General features: G+C 70.2%; 16 protein-coding genes and 3 pseudogenes. 11 read left to right on the top strand and 8 right to left on the bottom strand.

Features of this window, described 5'->3' with window-relative positions:
• The 3 genes and pseudogenes from ACIHCM_RS37135 to ACIHCM_RS37125 all read right to left on the bottom strand — a co-directional run.
• Positions 1 to 137 (bottom strand): annotated as a pseudogene (locus tag ACIHCM_RS37135) (ABC transporter); the annotation flags it as partial.
• 91 nt (positions 138 to 228) lie between these two features.
• On the bottom strand, positions 229 to 1,071 hold the full coding sequence (locus ACIHCM_RS37130) for a DUF4097 family beta strand repeat-containing protein (protein ID WP_399906363.1): 843 nt from the start codon (positions 1,069 to 1,071) through the stop codon (positions 229 to 231).
• Between the two features lie 83 nt (positions 1,072 to 1,154).
• The gene (locus tag ACIHCM_RS37125; protein WP_399906359.1) at positions 1,155 to 1,673 is read right to left on the bottom strand and encodes a toxin-antitoxin system HicB family antitoxin; all 519 of its coding nucleotides are present in this window, start codon (positions 1,671 to 1,673) and stop codon (positions 1,155 to 1,157) included.
• Positions 1,674 to 2,117: 444 nt separating this feature from the next.
• Here ACIHCM_RS37125 and ACIHCM_RS37120 point away from each other — a divergent pair, with 444 nt between their 5' ends.
• The gene (locus ACIHCM_RS37120) at positions 2,118 to 3,122 is read left to right on the top strand and encodes an alpha/beta fold hydrolase (protein ID WP_399906357.1); all 1,005 of its coding nucleotides are present in this window, start codon (positions 2,118 to 2,120) and stop codon (positions 3,120 to 3,122) included.
• On the top strand, positions 3,112 to 3,396 hold the full coding sequence (locus ACIHCM_RS37115) for a hypothetical protein (RefSeq protein ID WP_399906354.1): 285 nt from the start codon (positions 3,112 to 3,114) through the stop codon (positions 3,394 to 3,396). Before ACIHCM_RS37120 ends, ACIHCM_RS37115 begins: the two co-directional genes overlap by 11 nt.
• Positions 3,397 to 3,431: 35 nt before the next feature.
• Here ACIHCM_RS37115 and ACIHCM_RS37110 read toward each other — a convergent pair whose 3' ends face one another.
• Positions 3,432 to 3,773, bottom strand: coding sequence for a hypothetical protein (locus ACIHCM_RS37110; protein ID WP_399906351.1), 342 nt, complete (start codon positions 3,771 to 3,773; stop codon positions 3,432 to 3,434).
• Positions 3,774 to 4,269: 496 nt separating this feature from the next.
• Positions 4,270 to 4,809: pseudogene (locus ACIHCM_RS37105) on the bottom strand (SpoIIE family protein phosphatase); the annotation flags it as partial.
• A 79-nt stretch (positions 4,810 to 4,888) separates the two neighbouring features.
• On the opposite strand from ACIHCM_RS37105, the pseudogene ACIHCM_RS37100 reads away from it, so the two are divergent.
• The 8 genes and pseudogenes from ACIHCM_RS37100 to ACIHCM_RS37065 form a co-directional block, all read left to right on the top strand.
• Positions 4,889 to 5,080: pseudogene (locus tag ACIHCM_RS37100) on the top strand (PP2C family protein-serine/threonine phosphatase); the annotation flags it as partial.
• 226 nt (positions 5,081 to 5,306) lie between these two features.
• On the top strand, positions 5,307 to 5,684 hold the full coding sequence (locus tag ACIHCM_RS37095; protein ID WP_399906349.1) for a helix-turn-helix domain-containing protein: 378 nt from the start codon (positions 5,307 to 5,309) through the stop codon (positions 5,682 to 5,684).
• 135 nt (positions 5,685 to 5,819) lie between these two features.
• Positions 5,820 to 6,038, top strand: coding sequence for a ferredoxin (locus ACIHCM_RS37090; protein ID WP_399906346.1), 219 nt, complete (start codon positions 5,820 to 5,822; stop codon positions 6,036 to 6,038).
• A 100-nt stretch (positions 6,039 to 6,138) separates the two neighbouring features.
• Positions 6,139 to 7,146, top strand: a complete 1,008-nt coding sequence (locus ACIHCM_RS37085; protein WP_399906343.1) for a LacI family DNA-binding transcriptional regulator — start codon at positions 6,139 to 6,141, stop codon at positions 7,144 to 7,146.
• Between the two features lie 198 nt (positions 7,147 to 7,344).
• Positions 7,345 to 8,442, top strand: coding sequence for an ABC transporter substrate-binding protein (locus ACIHCM_RS37080; RefSeq protein WP_399906341.1), 1,098 nt, complete (start codon positions 7,345 to 7,347; stop codon positions 8,440 to 8,442).
• A gap of 72 nt (positions 8,443 to 8,514) precedes the next feature.
• Entirely contained in the window at positions 8,515 to 10,077 is a 1,563-nt protein-coding gene (locus ACIHCM_RS37075) for a sugar ABC transporter ATP-binding protein (protein WP_399906336.1), read from the top strand.
• Positions 10,070 to 11,032 (top strand): ABC transporter permease, encoded by a 963-nt coding sequence (locus ACIHCM_RS37070; protein ID WP_399906334.1) that lies wholly within the window; start codon positions 10,070 to 10,072, stop codon positions 11,030 to 11,032. The genes ACIHCM_RS37075 and ACIHCM_RS37070 overlap by 8 nt, the downstream gene beginning before the upstream one ends.
• Complete coding sequence (locus ACIHCM_RS37065; protein ID WP_399906331.1) at positions 11,029 to 12,063, top strand: ABC transporter permease; 1,035 nt, start codon at positions 11,029 to 11,031, stop codon at positions 12,061 to 12,063. The genes ACIHCM_RS37070 and ACIHCM_RS37065 overlap by 4 nt, the downstream gene beginning before the upstream one ends.
• 193 nt (positions 12,064 to 12,256) lie before the next feature.
• On the opposite strand, the gene ACIHCM_RS37060 is transcribed toward ACIHCM_RS37065, so the two are convergent.
• A complete protein-coding gene (locus tag ACIHCM_RS37060) occupies positions 12,257 to 15,529 on the bottom strand; it encodes a LamG-like jellyroll fold domain-containing protein (RefSeq protein WP_399906328.1) in 3,273 nt (1,090 codons plus the stop codon).
• A 437-nt stretch (positions 15,530 to 15,966) separates the two neighbouring features.
• Positions 15,967 to 16,434 (bottom strand): DUF6194 family protein, encoded by a 468-nt coding sequence (locus ACIHCM_RS37055; RefSeq protein WP_399906366.1) that lies wholly within the window; start codon positions 16,432 to 16,434, stop codon positions 15,967 to 15,969.
• Between the two features lie 32 nt (positions 16,435 to 16,466).
• Between ACIHCM_RS37055 and ACIHCM_RS37050 the strand changes: the two genes are divergently transcribed.
• Positions 16,467 to 17,234, top strand: a complete 768-nt coding sequence (locus ACIHCM_RS37050) for a MerR family transcriptional regulator (RefSeq protein WP_399906325.1) — start codon at positions 16,467 to 16,469, stop codon at positions 17,232 to 17,234.
• Positions 17,235 to 17,278: 44 nt separating this feature from the next.
• On the opposite strand, the gene ACIHCM_RS37045 is transcribed toward ACIHCM_RS37050, so the two are convergent.
• Complete coding sequence (locus ACIHCM_RS37045) at positions 17,279 to 17,572, bottom strand: hypothetical protein (RefSeq protein WP_399906322.1); 294 nt, start codon at positions 17,570 to 17,572, stop codon at positions 17,279 to 17,281.
• Positions 17,573 to 17,818: the final 246 nt, after the last annotated feature.

Genomic DNA, 17,818 nt, shown 5'->3' with positions numbered 1-17,818 from the left:
AACGCGAACACGGACCCGGCCGGGATGCGCAGATCGATGCCGTCGAGGACGGTCTTGTCGCCGTAGGACTTGCGCAGCCCGAGGGCGGAGATGGCGGCCGGAGAGGACTTGCCGCTCCCCAGCTTGGACGTGGGCATGACAGACGAAGGCATGAAGCCCTCCCGTTCGAAGGCTGAAGTGACTGGGGGATGCTGAGGAGGTGGGGCCGGTGCGAAGGGGAGACAGCGCTCAGGCCCTGGCACGGAGGACGTCGATGTTGCCCCAGTTGGTCCGTGCCCGGACCTTGACGGATTCCTCGGTCTGTTCCGGGGCATCGGACGCGGCGAGCGTGTTGCGTACCTGACCGCGGTGGGAACTCACGTCCAGCCAGGCGGCCGTGCCCGCGCGGATACCGACCTCGATGGGGCCGTTGGAGGTCTGCAACTGGACGTCGCCACGGACGACTTCGGCGACGCGAAGGGAGCCGTGGGTCGCGGTGCCGGTGACCGACGCCTCGGCGCGCCCGATGTCGATGCTGCCGTTGGCGCCACTCACCCGCAGCTCGCCGGTCACGGCGCCTACGGTCGTGGCTCCGTGCGAGTTCTTCAGGACGGCGGGGCCGTGGACGGTGCCGATGCGCAGGTTGCCGGTACTGCTGGTGACCTCGGCCATGCCCTCGACCCGGTCGACGGTGCTGGAGCCGTGCGACGCGGTCAGCTTCAGCGGGCCGGTGGTGTCGAGGCGGACGTCACCGGCCGAGGTCTTCACCCGGACCTCGCCGAGCCGGCCCTCGCCGATCACACTGACCGCGGCACCGGACACGTCGACGCTCGAGCCCGTGGGCAGTTCCACCGTCACGTCGACGGTGCCGCCACGCCCGAGCAGATTGGCCTTGGGCGTACTGACGGTCAGCACGCCGCTCACGTAGGAGACCTCGGTCTGGTCGGCAGCCCGTACGTCCAGGTCCTTCTTCGGGACGCGGGGCCGGACGTCGACGGCGGTGTCGAGCCGCTCGCTGGTGGTGAACCGGATGGAACCGGCGTAGACGTAGGCGGTGACCGAAATCGGTTCGGGAGTGTCGAAAGAAGGCATGGCTGTCCCGTCCTCATGAATCCTTGGGCCGTCCCCGCAGGTGGGACGTGGTGTGAGTGAAGTGGTACGAGGCGGGGGCGCGGCTAGCGCACCCAGCCCGTGAAGCTCTGTCCGAGGGTGTGCGTCCGCTCCGTCGTACGCGGCCGGGCGCCGCCGTCGACCGCCGCCGACACGGCCCGCACCAGCCACGCGTTGACCGACAGGCCCTCACGGCTCGCGGCCTCCTCGGCGCGCGCCTTGAGGTGGGCAGGCAGACGCAGATTGACGCGGGCGGTGCCACCCTCGTCACCGTCGGCGGGTGCCTGCGCCTTGAGCGGTTCCACGGGCGCGGCCGGCTCCGCCGGGGCGCCGGCGTCGGTGGGCGGTGGCGTCACCACGAAGTCGGGGTCGAGCCCGCGCAGCCGGACGTCGACCGAGCCCGGGGCGAGTTCACGGGTGATCTCGTCCATCGCGGCGGAGAGCACGTGGAGCATGGTCAGCCGGGCCGCCGACTCCAAGGGAGCGGTGAGCCTCTCGGCCAGCTCGCGAGCTTCGTCACCGCCCGCTTCGGCGGCCACCGCGAGTTCGCGGCGCAGGGAGTCGACATACGGAGTGAGGTCCATGACGCCATAATGGCACCACAATGGCGCCATCGGCAAGCCCGTCTGCCACTTCGTCGACAACCCCGTCGGTGACGCATGAGGCGCCCCCCAGGGGTGACAAGCGAGATTGCCGCCATGACCAGCGAAAACACTCTGGCACTCGCGGCTGCGGGCCGACGTCCCGCCGACCCACACCCCCGCGGACCAGGACGCGGTCCAAGGTGGCGCCGGATGGCACCAAGCGGTGCCATGCGGTGCCACGTGATGCCAGACGTCACCGTGAAGACCTCCCGCGGCACCTCACGCGCGGATCGCCGTCGGCGACTTGATCGCGCATACGCCTCTCGCGACAGCCATTGCACCCGCCTGCCGTACCAGGTTCACCCGATCGCACCGGGCGAGCTGGCCCGGCGACCCGAACGCAGGAAGCTGATGTCCGTGAGGCCTGACGGAAAGGCGAACAGAATGAGTGCGGTCCATGGCATACGACGCCACACACGGCGTCTCACCAGCGCGGCGGCCGGATTCACCGCCGCCGCGCTGTGCGCGGTCCCGGCGGCAGCGGCTTCGGCTGACGGAGGCGCCGGTGGCAAGGTGAAACCGACCGTCGTGCTCGTGCACGGTGCCTTCGCCGACGGTTCCAGCTGGAACGGGGTGGTCAAGCGGTTGCAGCAGGCGGGGTATCCGGTCATCGCGCCCGCCAACCCGCTGCGAGGGCTGGCCGGTGACGCCGCGTCCGTCCACAGCGTGCTGAAGAGCCTGCACGGGCCGGTGGTGCTGGTCGGTCACAGCTACGGCGGCGCCGTGATCAGTGAAGCCGCCGCCGGTGACGCCCAGGTCAAGGCGCTCGTCTACGTGGCCGCGTTCGCCCCTGCGGCCGGGGAGAGTGCCCTGGAACTGTCCGGCAAGTTCCCGGGGAGCACGCTGGGCGCCGCCCTCGACAACGTGCCCTTCCCCCTCCCCGGCGGTGGCACCGGCACCGATCAGTACATCAAGGCCGACAAGTTCCACGACCAGTTCGCCGCCGACGTGCCCAGGTCGGTCACCGACCTCATGGCCGCCGCCCAGCGTCCCGTGGCCGCCTCGGCCCTGGAGGCGAAGGCCACCAAGGCCGCCTGGAAGACCATCCCCTCGTGGACCCTGATCACCACCGAGGACCGCAACATCCCGCCGGCCTCGCAGCGTTTCATGGCGCGGCGCGCCCACGCGCACACCGTCGAGGTCAAGGCCTCACACGCCGTCGCGGTGTCCCAGCCGGACGCCGTCAGCCGCCTGATCGAACAGGCGGCGGGGGCCGCCGGAGGCACCGCAACGGGCTCTGGCGACCCGGTCCTCGCCACCACCGGCTCCGGGCGAGCGACGTCGCAGGCCCTCACCCTCGGCGGCATCGCAGCCGCCTCGGTGGCCGCGGGTTGTGCAGTTGTCGTTCTTGGCCGTCGGTGGCGATCGGAAGAGCACGGTGACCGCTGAGGCCGGCTGCAACCGCCCCGCCCCTCTCCGGCTGGACTTCTCCTGGCGCGGGGCCTTCTCCCGGACCGCCCGCGGGGAGACGGTGTCCCGATGTCCACGGCCACCACCGAGGGTGGCGCGGGCGCTCGCCCTGGCCGTACGGGACCTGCTGGTGAAACGGCTGCTGAACGGCCGCGGTGGCGGTTCGCCGGAGGTCGCTCAGGGTGGCAGCGTGGCTTTCGGGCAGGTGACGCGGACGCTCGCCGCCGTGCCCGGCCTGGTGGCCGGGGCCTGAGCGGCCCCGGCCTCAGGAGCGGAACCGGGATCGGATCACGTCCCTGCCTGGCGCGACCCCGTGACGTGGATCCGGGGTTCGCCGGGCCGGCCTGCCCGCCGGACGGAACGGGACAGGGCTACCAGGCAGACGCAGGCGGCCACGTGGTTGGCGCTGCTGAACACGGAGTCGGGCAGGTTGCCGAGCAGGGCGAGCAGGGTCAGCGTGACGGTGTAACCCACGGCCGCGGGCCGTGGCAGCACACCCGCGCGCACCATGGAGACGCCGAACAGCAGGGTTCCTACGACGTGCACCACGCCCGCGCCGAGGACCGCCCAGCGCGTGGGCCCCTCGAGTACGGCGTCGACGACGGCCGGTTCGACGAAGAACAGCACCACGTTGTACGCGAACGACGTTCCGGCGAAGAGCCCGAGGCCGATGATGTTGACGGCGGCGGCGACCGCTCCGAAGCGGCCGGAGACGTCCGCCTGACGGAGGTGGAACAGATGAGCGCCGGTACCCCGAAGGCCGCGACGCCGAGTCCGACGATGAGACTGGTCGCGGCCGTCTCCCCGGTGAACGCCTCGATGAGGCCGGGCACACCCAGCGACAGGCCGAACAGGACGCCGCAGACCGCGCCGAAGCGCGCCTGCCTTTCGAGTGTCTGGTCCATGGGATGTCTTTCCTTGTTCCTGTGATGGTTCTCGTGATCGTTCTTTTTGTGAGGGTTCTCGTGCCGGTGACGGCCGGCGCGTGTGGTGAACCGGGGGGCTCGTGATCAGGGCCCCGGCGTGAGTTGCTGTTCGGCCCAGATGAGCTTGCCGTCGGGGTGTGGCGGCTTCCCCATCTGCGGGCCAGTCGCGAGACGAGGTACAGGCCGCGACCGCTCTCCTCTGTCGCCGGAACACGGGCCAGGCGCGGGTAGCTGTTGCCGGTGTCGGAGACCTCGCAGGTCAGCGCTTCATGCCGGACGAGGCTCAGGCCGATCGTGCCGGTGCCGTGGCGGATGGCGTTGGTGACCAGCTCGCTGACGATCAGTTCCGTGGACTCCACCAGGTGGTGCAGTCCCCACCGGTTGAGGACGCCGGTGGCCAGGGCGCGGGCACGGCCCACGGCCGACGCCGGGTCGGCCGGCAGCCGCCAGGAGGCGGCGTGGCCCGGGCTCAACGAGCGGGTCCGCACCAGCAGCAGGGTGACGTCGTCGCTCGGCGCCTTGGCCGGCAGCGTGTCCACCGCCAGGGTGCAGAGCTCGTCCAGCGGGAGGCCGTTGCGTGCCAGGAGCGCGGCCAGGCGGTCCATGCCGGCACCGATGTCCTGGTCGTGAGCCTCGATCAGGCCGTCGGTGTAGAGGGCGAGCACGCTCCCCTCGGGCAGTTCCAGCTCCACGGACTCGAAGGGCACCAGGCCGACACCGAGTGGCGCTCCCGTGGGCAGATCGGGGAAGGTGACATGGCCGTGCGGATCGATGACCGCGGGTGGCCGGCTCCGGCCATCGCGGCCCCACGCCCCGACAGGGGGCTCCGCGGCAGACGTGGCCTGGAGCTACCTGCCGGCCGACAGCCACCACGGCGTGGGCGGCGACTGGTTCGACGTGATCCCGCTGCCCGGCGGGCGGATCGCGCTGGTCGTCGGCGATGTCGTCGGACACGGGATCAACGCCGCTGCCACCATGGGTCAACTGCGCACCGCGGTACGGACCCTGGCACCTCGTCGGCTATTCGGCCGCGGAGGTGATGGGGCGGCCGGCGGGCACGTGAGCGGCTGGCCGTCCTGGGCGAGGCCACCAAGCGGATCGGCACCACCCTGGACGTCGTGCGGACCGGGCAGGAACTGGCCGACGTGGCCGTGCCGCTCCTCGCGGACCTCGTCAGAGCACGAACCGGCGGTGATCCTCCGCCGGTACGGCGGCGTAGCCCGGGATCTCGGCCCGGATGCGCCGGACGACCTCGTGGGCAGCCGACGCCTGGCTCGACGCCAGCCTCGGCGGACACGCCGCGCGCCTCGCCCCGCTGTTCACCAGGGCCGCGGCCACCGCGCGCACGGACCCCCACCTGGCCGAGGCGGTCGTCGCCTTCGCCGGCCACAGCCTGTCGGCGGCCGCGGCGGCCCGCGCACTGCACCTGCACCCGAACTCACTGGCCTACCGGCTCACCCGCTGGCACGAACTCACCGGCTTCGATCCACGCAGCGGCGACGGACTCGTCGCGTCCCTGACCGCACTCCGCCTCTACGGCACGGACCACGACACGGACCCGGACCGGCGCGGCAGCGAGACACCGGCCACGCCTCCCCCTGACGACGGTCCCTAGGGCGCGGGTCCCGCGTTGCGAGCTGCCTCCGGACGGATCGACCCCGAAGTGGAGGCATGCCACGAGCCAGAAGGACCGAGCGCACGGGGCCGCGGGCCCACGGCTGTCGCGGCCCGCGCGGGGAGCGGGTTCGAGATGAGGCTTGTCGTCGATCTCAACCGGTGCCAGGGATACGCACAGTGCGTCTTTCTCGCCACGGACGTCTTCGCCCTGCACGGCGATGAGGGCTCCGCGGTACCGCCGGACGGCGTGCCCATGCACGGGACGGGGGCGGCGGTCGCGGCCGGACCGTCACGACACCTTCCGGAACGTGCCGACCGGTGCCTTGTCAGTCCGGCGATCTCGGATATATAACGTTGTAAAACTCACCCACAGGGACTCGGCGCACGGCTCACGGTGACGACACAACACCCCAACCGACCACCCGAGTCGGGGCCACTTCGAAGGGAATGCCGTGCGGGTCAGCCTCAAGGACGTCGCCGCGCACGCGGGGGTCTCCATCAAGACCGTCTCCAACGTGGTGAACAACTACCAGCACGTCACGCCGGTCATGCGCGAGCGCGTCCAGCGGTCCATCGACGCGCTCGGCTACCGGCCCAACCTCACCGCCCGGCACCTGCGCAAGGGCCGCACGGGCATCATCGCGCTCGCCCTGCCGGAACTGGGCAACCCCTACTTCGCCGAACTGACCGCCGCCGTCATCAACGCCGCCGCCGCGCACGACTACATCGTGCTGCTCGACCACACCGGCGGTCTCCGTGAGCAGGAGGTGCTGGTCAGTCAGGGCTTCCGGGCGCGCGTCATCGACGGGCTCATCCTGAGCCCCATCGAGCTGGAGACCGACGACCTGCGCGACCGCACGGAACAGGTGCCGCTCGTCCTGCTCGGTGAGCGGGAGTACGACCTGCCGTACGACCACATCGCCATCGACAACGTCGCCGCGGCCCGCGCGGCCGTGCGGCATCTGATCGGGCTCGGCCGCCGCGAGGTGGCCTTCATCGGAGCCCGGCGAGGCCGCAGCGAGCCGGCCCAACTGCGGGTGCACGGCTGGCGCGAGGAGCTGACCGCGGCCGGACTCCCCGCCGACAGCGGGCTCGTGGCGGAGACGGACGGCTGGGGGCACGCGGACGGCGCGGCGGCCATGACGCGCATCCTGGACAGCGGGCGGCGTCCGGACGCGCTGTTCGCCTACAACGACCCGATGGCCATCGGCGCCATGCGGGTGCTGCACGAGCGGGGACTGCGGATCCCCGAGGACATCGCGGTCGTCGGTTTCGACGACGTCGTCGAGGGACGCTTCGGCGCGGTGACCCTGACCTCCGTCTCACCCGACAAGGAGGCCATCGGCAGGCTGGCGGTCGAGTCCGTGCTCGCGCGGCTCAGCGGTGCGGCTCCCGCACCCCGCCGTATCCGTGCGGAGTACAGCCTGGTGGAGCGGGAGAGCACCCTGGGGCGCCGGTAAATCGGCCGCCTCCGCGGCCGGTTCCCCTCCCCCACGGTCCAAGTGCCCCCGTGCAGAAGGGGTTTACAGCATCCTTCCAACGATGTAAAAACCTCTTGCGGCGGACCTGACAACGTTTGTCCGCCCGGGGAGGCATCGCCCCTGCACCGTCCCGCACCTCCCCAGTTCCCTTACCGCGTCGCCCGGATCGGGGTCACCATGCAGCGCACAACTCACCGTCCTCGCCTCCCAGTCCGTCCCACGGTCGCGGCCCTGGCCGCCGCGGTGGCCCTGACCGCCACCGCCTGCGCCAAGTCGGAGGACGACGCGTCGAACGACACCAAGTCGCCGACGACCGCCGCCGGCGCCGAACAGAAGGTCGCCACCCCCAAGCCCGGCGGCAAGACCTGCACCGTCGACGCCTACGGCGGCGAGAAGCTGGACCTGAAGAAGGCCACCGTCGGCTTCTCCCAGTCGGAGAAGGAAGCCAACCCTTTCCGCATCGCCGAGACCCAGTCCATCAAGGACGAGGCCGGGAAGCGGGGCGTGAAGCTGCTGACGGCCAACGCCCAGTCCCAGTTCTCCAAGCAGATCAGCGACGTCCAGGACCTGCTCGCCAAGGGCGCCGACCTGCTGGTCATCGCCCCGCTCAACTCCGACGGCTGGGACCCGGTGCTGCAGGCCGCCGCCGCCAAGAAGGTCCCGATCGTCACGATCGACCGCAAGATCAACGCCACCGCCTGCAAGGACTACGTCTCCTTCATCGCCTCGGACTTCGTCGAGCAGGGCCGGCGTGCCGCCGACCAGATGATCGAGGCCACGGGCCGCAAGGGCGAGGTCGCGATCCTGCTCGGCTCGGCCGGCAACAACGTCACCACCGAGCGCACCAAGGGCTTCAAGGAGCGGATCGCCGAGAAGGCACCCGAGCTGAAGGTGGTCTTCGAGCAGACCGGTGACTTCGCCCGGGAGAAGGGCCAGCAGGTCACCGAGCAGCTCATCCAGTCCAAGCCCGGCATCAAGGGCATCTACGCCGAGAACGACGAGATGGGGCTCGGCGCGGTGGCCGCGCTCAAGGGCGCCGGCAAGAAGCCGGGCGACGTCAAGATCGTCACCGTGGACGGCACCCGCAACGCCGTCCAGGGCATCGTCGACGGCTGGATCAGCGGTGTCATCGAGTCCAACCCGCGGTTCGGCCCGCTGGCGTTCCAGACGCTGGACGCCTTCACCCAGGGCGAGGAAGTCGCGCAGGACATCGTCATCGAGGACGGCGCGTACACCAGGGACAACGCGAAGACGGACATCGGCCGGGCCTACTGACCCTCCCGGGGCCCGGACGTCCGGTCCGGGCCCGCACCGTCCTCCCTCGACCCCTTCCTCCTGGAGGCACAGGTGGCGGCACCATCCGCCGACGTCCTCGCCGTCCGCGGCCTGAGCAAGACCTTCCCCGGCGTCCGGGCCCTGGACGACGTGGACCTCACCCTGCACGCGGGCGAGGTCCACGCCCTGATCGGCGAGAACGGCGCCGGCAAGTCGACCCTCATCAAGCTCCTCACGGGCGTCCACCGGCCCGACGCGGGCGAGATCACCTTCCAGGGCCGCAAGGTCTCCTTCGCCACCCCCCTGGAGGCACAGAAGGCGGGGATCTCGACCATCTACCAAGAGGTCAACCTGATCCCGCTGCTCAGCGTCGCCCGCAACCTCCACCTCGGCCGGGAGCCACGCAACCGCTTCGGCGTGCTGGACGTGGCCCGCATGAACCGGGAGGCCGACGAGACCCTGCGCACCTACGGCGTCGGGGTGGACGTCCGCCGGCCGCTGCGCACCCTCGGCGTCGGCGCCCAGCAGATGGTGGCGCTGGCCCGCGCCGTGGCCACCGACGCGCGGATCGTCGTCATGGACGAGCCGACCTCCTCCCTCGAACCGCGCGAGGTCGAGACGCTGTTCTCGGTGATCCGGCGGTTGCGCGACGAGGGCATCGCGGTCGTCTACGTCAGCCACCGCCTGGACGAGCTGTACGCCGTGTGCAGCACCGTCACCGTGCTGCGCGACGGCCGCCGCGTCCACCACGGCCGGCTGGCCGATCTCGACCGGCTCGCCCTGGTGTCGACCATGCTGGGCCGGGACCTGGGCGAGGTCCGCAAGGAGGGCCTGACGAAGTTCACCGGCGACCACGGCGCCACCGAGGCCCGACCGGTGCTGGAGGCACACGCGCTGACGGTCCCGCACCAGCTCCACGGCGTCTCGCTGAGCATCCGGCCCGGCGAGGTCGTCGGACTGGGCGGCCTGCTCGGCTCCGGCCGGACCGAGACGGCGAAGGCCGTCTCCGGCGCGCTGCCGGTGCGTTCGGGCCGTGTGACCGTGGCCGGCGTGCCGCTGCGCGGCGGTTCGACGGCGGCCGCCATCCGGGCCGGCGTCAGCCTGCTGCCCGAGGACCGCAAGAGCGAGGGCATCGTCCCCGGCCTGTCGGTCCGCGAGAACATCGCGCTCGCCGTCCTGCCGCGCCTGTCCCGCTTCGGCCTGGTCTCCGAGTCCCGTGTCGACTCGATCGTGGCCACCTTCATGAAGCGGCTGCGCATCAAGGCGTCCTCCCCGCGGCAGAAGGTCGGCGAACTGTCCGGCGGCAACCAGCAGAAGGTGCTGCTCGCCCGCTGGCTGGCGATGAACCCCAAGGTGCTGCTCCTGGACGAGCCGACCCGCGGCATCGACGTCGGCGCCAAGGCCGAGGTGCAGAAGCTGGTCGACGAACTGGCCGCCGACGGCCTGGGCGTCCTGCTCATCTCCTCCGACCTGGAGGAACTGATCGAAGGGTCCGACCGCGTGGTCGTACTGAAGGACGGAGCCGTCGTCGGCGAGCTGACCGGCGACGACGTCAACGAGGACAAACTGATGCGGACCATCGCCGGGGACTCCCCCACGCGGGAGCCGGCCGAGGAGGTGCCGACCGATGGCTGAAGCCGCCCTGCGCACGGCCCCCTTGGACAGGGCCCGCGTCCTGCAGTGGCTGCAGACCTACGGCGTCTACGCCGGAGTGGCGGTACTGCTCGTCGTCAACATCGTGATCACCCCGCACTTCCTGTCCGCGGAGAACTTCCGTACCCAGGCCGTCCAGGTCGCGCCGGTCGTCATCGTCGCCCTGGGCATGGCCCTGGTCATCGGCACCGAGGGCGTCGACCTGTCCGTCGGCGCCGTGATGGCGCTGGCGGCCTCCGTCACCGCGCTCTACCTCGGTTACGGGCTGCTGCCCGCGCTGCTGGTGGTCGCCGCTTTCGCGGCCGGGGTGGGCCTCGCCAACGGCGCGCTGGTCGCGTTCGTGGGAGTGCAGCCGATCGTCGCGACCCTGGCGCTCATGGTCGGCGGCCGGGGCCTTGCGCTGGTGCTGCTGCCGCAGCTGGAGGACCTGCGCAACCCGTCGCTGGCCTCCCTGGGCTCCGGTGACGTGTTCGGCATCCCGTATCTGATCCTGATCGCGGCCGCGCTGGCGCTGCTGCTGGCCTTCGTGGTCCGCCGCACCACCTTCGGCCGGCAGCTGCTGGCGATCGGCGACAGCCGCCCCGCCGCACAGCTCGCCGGACTGCCCGTACGCCGTGTACTGATCACCGTGTACGTCGTCTGCGCGCTGCTCGCCGCCGTGGCCGGCGTGCTCGCCACCGCCCGCCTCCAGGCGAGCGACCCGACCTCGCTGGGCAACCTGATGGAACTCTCCGCCATCACCGCGGTCGTCGTCGGCGGCACCCCGCTGACCGGCGGCCGGGTCAACATCGCCGGCACCGTGGCGGGCGCCGTCCTGATCCAGTTGCTGACGGCCACCCTCATCAAGCACGATCTGCCTCCCTCGTGGACCCAGATCGCCCAGGCCATAGTGATCGTCGCCGCGGTGTACGCGGCGCGGGGACGGGGGAAGCGATGACCGCCACCGGAACGGACGCACCCGTGACGACCGCGAGCAGACAGCCGTCGTCGGAGACCGAGCCGGTCGGCTCCGCCCGCTCCGAGCGGCTGAGCGCGGTGATCCAGCAGCACGGCGCGCTCGCCGTACTGGCGCTCGTCTGCCTGGTCGCGTCGTTCAGCTTCGACTCCTTCGCCACCGGTGACAACGTGAGCAACATGGCCACCAGTTCGGCGTTCCTGGCCATCGTCGCCCTCGGCATGACCTTCGTGATCATCACCGGCGGCATCGATCTGTCGGTCGGCTCGCTGTTCGCGCTCGGCGGTGTCCTGGCCGCGTGGGGATCGCGGCACGGCACCCTGGTCGCCCTGCTGCTGCCGCTGGCGGTGTGCGGGCTGATCGGTGTCGTCAACGGCGTGCTCGTGGCCCGCTCCCGGCTTGCCCCCTTCATCGTCACGCTGGCCGCCATGCTGGGCGCGCGCGGCCTGCTGCTGGCCCTCACGGACGAGGGGGCGGACACCTATCTGATCGGCAAGGGCTCGTTCCTGGCCGAACTGGGCCAGGGCAGCACCCTCGGCCTCGGGAATCCGGTGTGGATCACGCTGGCGCTGTTCGCCGCCGGAGCCGTGGTGCTGCGCCGTACCCGCTTCGGACAGCACGTGTACGCCGTCGGCGGCAACGAGGACGCGGCGGCGCTGATGGGCGCCCCGGTCGCCCGGACCAAGATCCTTGTGTACACGCTCTCCGGGCTGCTGGCCGGACTGGCCGGAGCACTCAACGCCGCATGGCTCGCCTCCGGGGTGACCATCCTCGGCAACGGGATGGAACTGGAGGCCATCTCGGCGGTCGTCATCGGCGGCACCCTGCTGACCGGCGGCCTCGGCTACGTCAGCGGCTCGCTGGTCGGTGTGCTGCTGCTCAAGGTCATCCAGAACGTCATCAACCAGATCGGCTCCCTCGACTCCTCCTACCAGCAGGTCGTCAGCGGCGCCTTCCTGGCGGTGGTCGTGGTCGCGCAGACCTGGCTGGGCCGCAGACGGCAACTGGCGTAGGCACCCCGCGCTCCCCGCTTCCCTGGTTCGGGCGGCGGGCGCAACGGGCCGATATCTGCGCCACTACGACGCCCAGTTGTGGCTCGCCACCCCGGCGGGACGCACACCTCGGACAACCCGGCTCTCTTCACCGGACGCGAGCAGGCCCCGGCGGGCAGTCATCTCCCGCCGGGGCCTGCGGCCGTGGTCCGGGCTACGGGCGCTCGCCGGTGTGCAGGGCGCTCACCTCCTCGGCGGTGAGGGCCCTGTCGTACGCGTGGACCTCGTCCACCGAGCCGTTCCAGAAGTCGGTGTCCGCGCCGTCCCACTGGGCCCGGCCGACGGCCAGGGCGCCGGTGCTGGGGTAGGCCGCGCCGCCGGTGGCGGTCGACGCCTGCTTTCCGTCGACGTACAGCGTGATCGTGTTGTCCGTGCCGTCACGGACTCCGACCAGGTGGTACCAGCGGCCCTTCTCCGGGGTGGTGACCAGCCGGGCGCGGTGTCCGCCCGGCGTGCTGAAGGCGAAGGCGCCCCGCCCGTACTGGAGGTAGAACGGGCTGGCCTGGCGCCGGGTGTCCTGACTGACAGCGGTGGCGTAGTTCCCGGGCAGCTCGTCCAGCCGCACCCAGGCGGACACCGAGTAGCTTCCGGTGGTGTCGAGCACCGGGCCGTCGGTCTCGGCGTACCGGCCCTGGCCGTCGAACTTCAGCGCGCTGCCCCTGACGCCCGGCGTCCAGGTGGTGCCCTCGCTCAGTGTCAGGGACCTCGCGTTCGGCCCGTCGTCCTTCGCGGTGGTCCCGGTGCCCTCGTCGAGCGACCAGTGCCCGCCGCCCTTCAGGGGCTGCCGTTCGCCCGCGGCGGCGCCGGCGGCGATGACCCGGCGGTTGACCTCACGGACCCTGACCGGGTCGACCTTGATCTCTCTGCGGTCATAGGTCCAGAGCCCGTTGAGCTCGTTCTCCAGGTCGGTGATCTGGGTGTAGACCGATCCGGACAGCTCGGCTCCGGCCTGGTCGAGGTAGAACTCCTCGGTGTTCTCGACGTACTTGCGGGTCAGCGCCTCCTTGTCGGCGACACCGCTGTAGATCACCGTCGGGGCACCCGGCCACATGTGTCCCGGGGTGCGCAGGGTGAAGCCGCCGTGCTCGCCGTCCAGCGCGGCCCTGCGGTCGGGGAACGGCGGGTCCTCGTTGTTGTAGTCGTGGTGGTCGATGATGTCGCCCTTGCCGGAATCACCCTTCGAGTTGCAGCAGTTGACACCGCTGTGCGCGTTGACGACACGGGACGGGTCGGCCGCCTTCACGGACTCCGCGATGCGTCCGGTCTCCGTGCGGTCCCACTCGCCCCAGCCCTCGTTGAAGACGATCCAGCTGATCACGGAGGGCGCGTTGTGATGCTCCCGCATCACCTCCATGCCCTGGTCGACGAAGGCGCGCCGTCCGGTCTCGTTGGTGATGTTCCCGGAGACGAAGTCCTGCCAGACCAGCAGGCCGAGCCGGTCCGCGTGGTAGAACCAGCGGGGCGACTCCACCTTGATGTGCTTGCGGACGGCGTTGAAGCCCAGTTGCTTGTGTGCCTTGAGATCGAAGGCGAGGGCCTCGTCGCTCGGCGCGGTGTACAGGCCGTCGGGCCAGAAGCCCTGGTCGAGCGTGGCCAGGGAGAAGACCGGCTTCCCGTTGAGCACCAGCTTCTGGAACCCGCCGACCTTCGCGATGCCGATCTCGCGCATGCCGAAGTAGCTGCCGACCCTGTCGGTCGACCTGCCGTCGGTGAGCCTGACGTCGAGGTCGTAGAGGTAGGGATCGTCGGGGCTCCACAGGTGCTGATCGGCGACGGGCAGCCGCAGTTGCTCGTTGGCCGGACCGCTCACCCTGCCGACGACCTTGCCGCGCCTGTCGCGGGCGACGGCCTCGACGCGGGCTCCGGCGGACGCGTTCCGCGACTCGACCGTGACCGCGAGGCTGCTCGTGTCGATGTCCGGGGTGGTGACAACGTTATCGACGGCGGCATCGGCCACCGGTTCCATCCAGACCGTCTGCCAGATGCCCGAGGACTGGGTGTAGAAGATGCCGCCCGGGTTGGTGGACTGCTTGCCCATCGGCTGGTCGGCACCGCCGGTGTCGGTGACCGCGACCACGACCTCCTGCGGTCCGGTGCCCTTCAGCGCGTCGGTGATGTCGGCGCTGAAGGCGTCGTAACCGCCGGTGTGTTCAGCGACCTGGGTGCCGTTGACCCACACGCGCGCCCGGTAGTCGACGGCGCCGAAGTTGAGCTTCAGCCGGTTGCTGTCGTCGCCCTTGCCGATCTTCCAGTCCTTCGGCACGTTCACCAGCCTGCGGTAGAACATGTGGTCCTCGTGGCGCTCCAGCCCGGAGAGCTGCGACTCGACCGGGAACGGCACGACGATCCTCTCGTCGAGGTCCTTGCCGAACACCGGCTGCTCGCCCGCCGCCGCGCCGCTGAACTGCCAGGGGCCGTTGAGGTTCTTCCACCTGGCGCGCACCTGCTGGGGGCGCGGGTACTCCGGCAGCGGGTTGCTCTCGTCGAGCCGGTCACCCCAGGAGGTGGTGAGCCGGTGGGTGGAGGCGTTCCCGGCGTAGCGGATGATCTTCGGTACGGTCTCGCCTCCGGAGGTCAGACCACCCTGGCCGTCGTAGGTGACCCTTACCTGCTGGTCCTTCTGGATGGGCTCGGCGAGCGTGACGAGCAGGGAGTCGCGGTCGCCGGGGAAGGTGGTCACCGACCTGACGGGCATCGGTGTGGTGTCGGCCTCGACCTTCAGATGGTCCTTCACCGCCCGCAGGTCACCGACCCTGCCCTCGAACCGGGCCCGCAGCCGCCGCCCGTCCGCGGCCACGGAGAGCTCCACCGGATAGACCTCGAAGCCCTCCGGCGGGGTGAACGCCGACATCGGCACGAGTTGCTTGGGCAGGTCCGGGGTGGACCAGCGCAGGAACATGTTGGAACCGCCGAAGTCCTGGAACATCTCCAGGCGGAATTCGTGCTTCTCCCCGGCGGTCAACTTGACGGGCACACTGGTCTGTTCACGGTCCCAGTCCGGCTCCCAGTGGTCGATGACCGGCTCGCCGTCGATGAACAGCCGGAAGCCGTTGTCGCCGATGGCGTAGAACGTGTAGTCACCGGTGGCGGGTGCCTCGATCTGCCCGGTCCAGCGGGCCGTGGTGTGCTCCGTCCTGCCGTTCAGCTCCTGGAACGTACTGGTGAGTCCGGAGAAGTTGATCTGCGGGTCGAGCAGGGTGCCACCCAGCTCGGCGAAGTCCCGGGCTCCGGGCGCCGACATGCTGAAGTACTCGCCCTTCAGGCCGTGCACCTCGACACCGGACTGCCCGGCGGAGGGCGCCGACGTATGGCCGGCCGGCTCCGCGGCCGTGGCGGTGGCCATCAGCCCGCTCGGGGGCAGCACCAGGGCCGCCGCGGTCAGCAGCGCCCACACTCCGGCGCGTGGGCGGATGTGTTGTCTCGTCATCGAACCTTTCCTCGCACGAAGGCCTTCGACCGGAACCGGCCACAGGGGAACGCCGGTACGGGTGCGGTCAGGCGGCTCTTTCAACGTTGGAAATCCTGTGACAGCGGAATGACAGCACGCGCTCGGGTGACTGTCCAGACCGCGCGCAGCACCGGGCCGGCACGGCGTCACGGGCAGGGCCGGTACGCGCAGTTGACCTCTCCATCCACCTGCGGACGCATCCGCGCGCCACTGGCATGTCCAGCGCTGTTCACGATGCTGAGAGCGTTCTTGCATCGATGTAAAGGCGATCTCCACCGACCACGACGGGCAGCGGAGGCCGCCTTCTCAGGAGGGGGTAACCATGTGGCGCGAGGCGAGTGGAGAGCACTTTGTGCAGCTCAGCGCCGGGTGTGAGCGACAGTTTCGTGCGCAACACCTGTGGCGCCAGTGCTGCATCAGGCAGGTCCTGGTTCATGTCGCCGTGCGAACCGCGCACGCGCAGCCTCGTGAGCGGTGCGTAGTAGCTGCACGACCGTGTCCGTTGTCCTCTCGCCCGGATTGACGACGGAGATCCAGCCGAGCGGGCCGTACACCGGATGCGGCATCACGCTGTCGGCGGCCGCGTAGTCGCGAGGACGGCTGATGCTGCGTGGCTCCTCTCCGGTGAGCTCCTGGAACGTCGCACGGTCGACGTTGACGTTCACGCGCCAGCGGCCCGGGGAGTCGAGGTCGGAAGCGGTGTCGTCGGGGTAGTTCTTGGTGACGATCGTCCCGTAGGGCTGAACGTTCTTGGGTATCTGGCCGTCGGGGGCGTAGTAGAAGAACGCGTCTCCCCAGGCGAGTTCGGGGAAGTCGCCTCCCGGTTCCGGGACAAGCACGAGCGCGCCGTCGAGGCTTTGCACGGTCGCGATGATCTGTTCCATACTCATGGTTCAAGCATCACCTTCAAGTGCTTATGTGGGGTTGGCTGGTGGACGAGGCCACGAGCGGTTCGCGACGAGTACCGCTGAGAACAGTCGATGTCGCCAGAGAGTCGGGGTACTCGGTGCAACAGGTTCGCGACCTGGAGCGGCTGGGAGTCATTCCCCCAGCCGCTCGATCGAGCAACGGTTACCGTTCATACACATCAGCGCACGTGCATGCTCTTGGCGCCTATCGCGGACTCGCCGGTGCTGTTGGGCCTGTCGCAGCCCGGCAGATGCTCGCGGAGCTGCGGACGGAGACGATCGCGGAGGCAGCCTCGGCGGTCAGCGCGGTGCACGTTCGGCTCGCGCGGGAACGGGACGAGGCCCTGCGTGCTCAACAAGCGTTGCGTGCGATCCAGGGTGAGTCGAACACACCCGAGTTCGAGCAGGAGAGCGACGCGATGACGATCACGCAGCTGGCCGCAGCGCTCGCTGTCCGTCCCTCGACCCTGCGGTTCTGGGAGCAGGAAGGGCTCGTCATCCCCGAGCGAGTGACGTCACTGCGAGCACGTCGATACGGGCTTTCAGCGATCAGAGCGGCCCGAATCGTCGCGGCCCTCCGCGGCACCGGTTACGGCATTCCCGCAGTGCGCGACATCATGGGTTCCCTGCACCAGCTCGACGGTCTGGGAGAAACGCAACGCATCCTGCAACAACGTCTTGACCAGATCGCCATGCGGACCGTGGCACTGCTTCGAGCGGGCACCGACTTGGCAGCCGTTGTCACGTCCGCTCCGGAACCGCCGATCGCCCGATAGACCCGGACCGCCTGGCGTGCTGACGATCCGGGTCGGTGGCCGCCTCAGCCGCGTTGGTTCAGTGCTCTGGTCAGGTCCCGGTTGGCCTTCCTCGCGGCATCGAGATCGGATCGGGCCTCCTCCAACGCGGAGGTCAGCTCGACGTTGTGCTGCTCCAGCCTCGTAATCCTCCGCTGGAGGTCGTCGATGTCCGCCAGGGCTCCGAGCCCTGACTCCTGCCATGCCTGAGCTCCCAGGGCCTGCGACAGTCGCTTCTCCAACTGCTGAATGCAGGCGGTCAGGCGGGTGTTGCGGGCCTGGGCGTTGGCGAGGTCGGCCCGGAGCGAGGCCCGGCTCACCGGCGATCCGCCGGCCGGGTCCTGGGGGTCAGCCGAGATACGGCCGGAAGGGGTAGCGGGGCCGTGGGGGCTGTTCGGTAGGGGATCCCCCAGCGAACAGACGCGATCTTGAGCAGTGGGAGACCGCGACCTGCAAGATCGCCGTCTCATTTAAGAAGTCGTCTCATTTGGTGAGTCTGCGGTAGCAGATGAGGGTGCAGGCAATGCTGGTGAAGGCCAGGAAGTGGTCGGCTGAGCGTTCGTAGC

Source organism: Streptomyces sp. NPDC052023 (genome assembly GCF_044548465.1).
Classification (GTDB): domain Bacteria; phylum Actinomycetota; class Actinomycetes; order Streptomycetales; family Streptomycetaceae; genus Streptomyces.
Note: the sequence above shows the minus strand (reverse complement) of the source record. Positions and strands in the feature narration are given on the sequence as shown.

What these genes read in the sequence shown, in the direction of transcription:
- ACIHCM_RS37130 (WP_399906363.1), bottom strand. Translation starts at nt 1,071, where the DNA reads ATGCCTTCTTTCGACACTCCCGAACCGATTTCGGTCACCGCCTACGTC.
- ACIHCM_RS37125 (WP_399906359.1), bottom strand. Translation starts at nt 1,673, where the DNA reads ATGGACCTCACTCCGTATGTCGACTCCCTGCGCCGCGAACTCGCGGTG.
- ACIHCM_RS37120 (WP_399906357.1), top strand. Translation starts at nt 2,118, where the DNA reads ATGAGTGCGGTCCATGGCATACGACGCCACACACGGCGTCTCACCAGC.
- ACIHCM_RS37095 (WP_399906349.1), top strand. Translation starts at nt 5,307, where the DNA reads ATGCGCCGGACGACCTCGTGGGCAGCCGACGCCTGGCTCGACGCCAGC.
- ACIHCM_RS37090 (WP_399906346.1), top strand. Translation starts at nt 5,820, where the DNA reads ATGAGGCTTGTCGTCGATCTCAACCGGTGCCAGGGATACGCACAGTGC.
- ACIHCM_RS37080 (WP_399906341.1), top strand. Translation starts at nt 7,345, where the DNA reads ATGCAGCGCACAACTCACCGTCCTCGCCTCCCAGTCCGTCCCACGGTC.
- ACIHCM_RS37070 (WP_399906334.1), top strand. Translation starts at nt 10,070, where the DNA reads ATGGCTGAAGCCGCCCTGCGCACGGCCCCCTTGGACAGGGCCCGCGTC.
- ACIHCM_RS37065 (WP_399906331.1), top strand. Translation starts at nt 11,029, where the DNA reads ATGACCGCCACCGGAACGGACGCACCCGTGACGACCGCGAGCAGACAG.
- ACIHCM_RS37060 (WP_399906328.1), bottom strand. Translation starts at nt 15,529, where the DNA reads ATGACGAGACAACACATCCGCCCACGCGCCGGAGTGTGGGCGCTGCTG.
- ACIHCM_RS37055 (WP_399906366.1), bottom strand. Translation starts at nt 16,434, where the DNA reads ATGGAACAGATCATCGCGACCGTGCAAAGCCTCGACGGCGCGCTCGTG.
- ACIHCM_RS37050 (WP_399906325.1), top strand. Translation starts at nt 16,467, where the DNA reads ATGTGGGGTTGGCTGGTGGACGAGGCCACGAGCGGTTCGCGACGAGTA.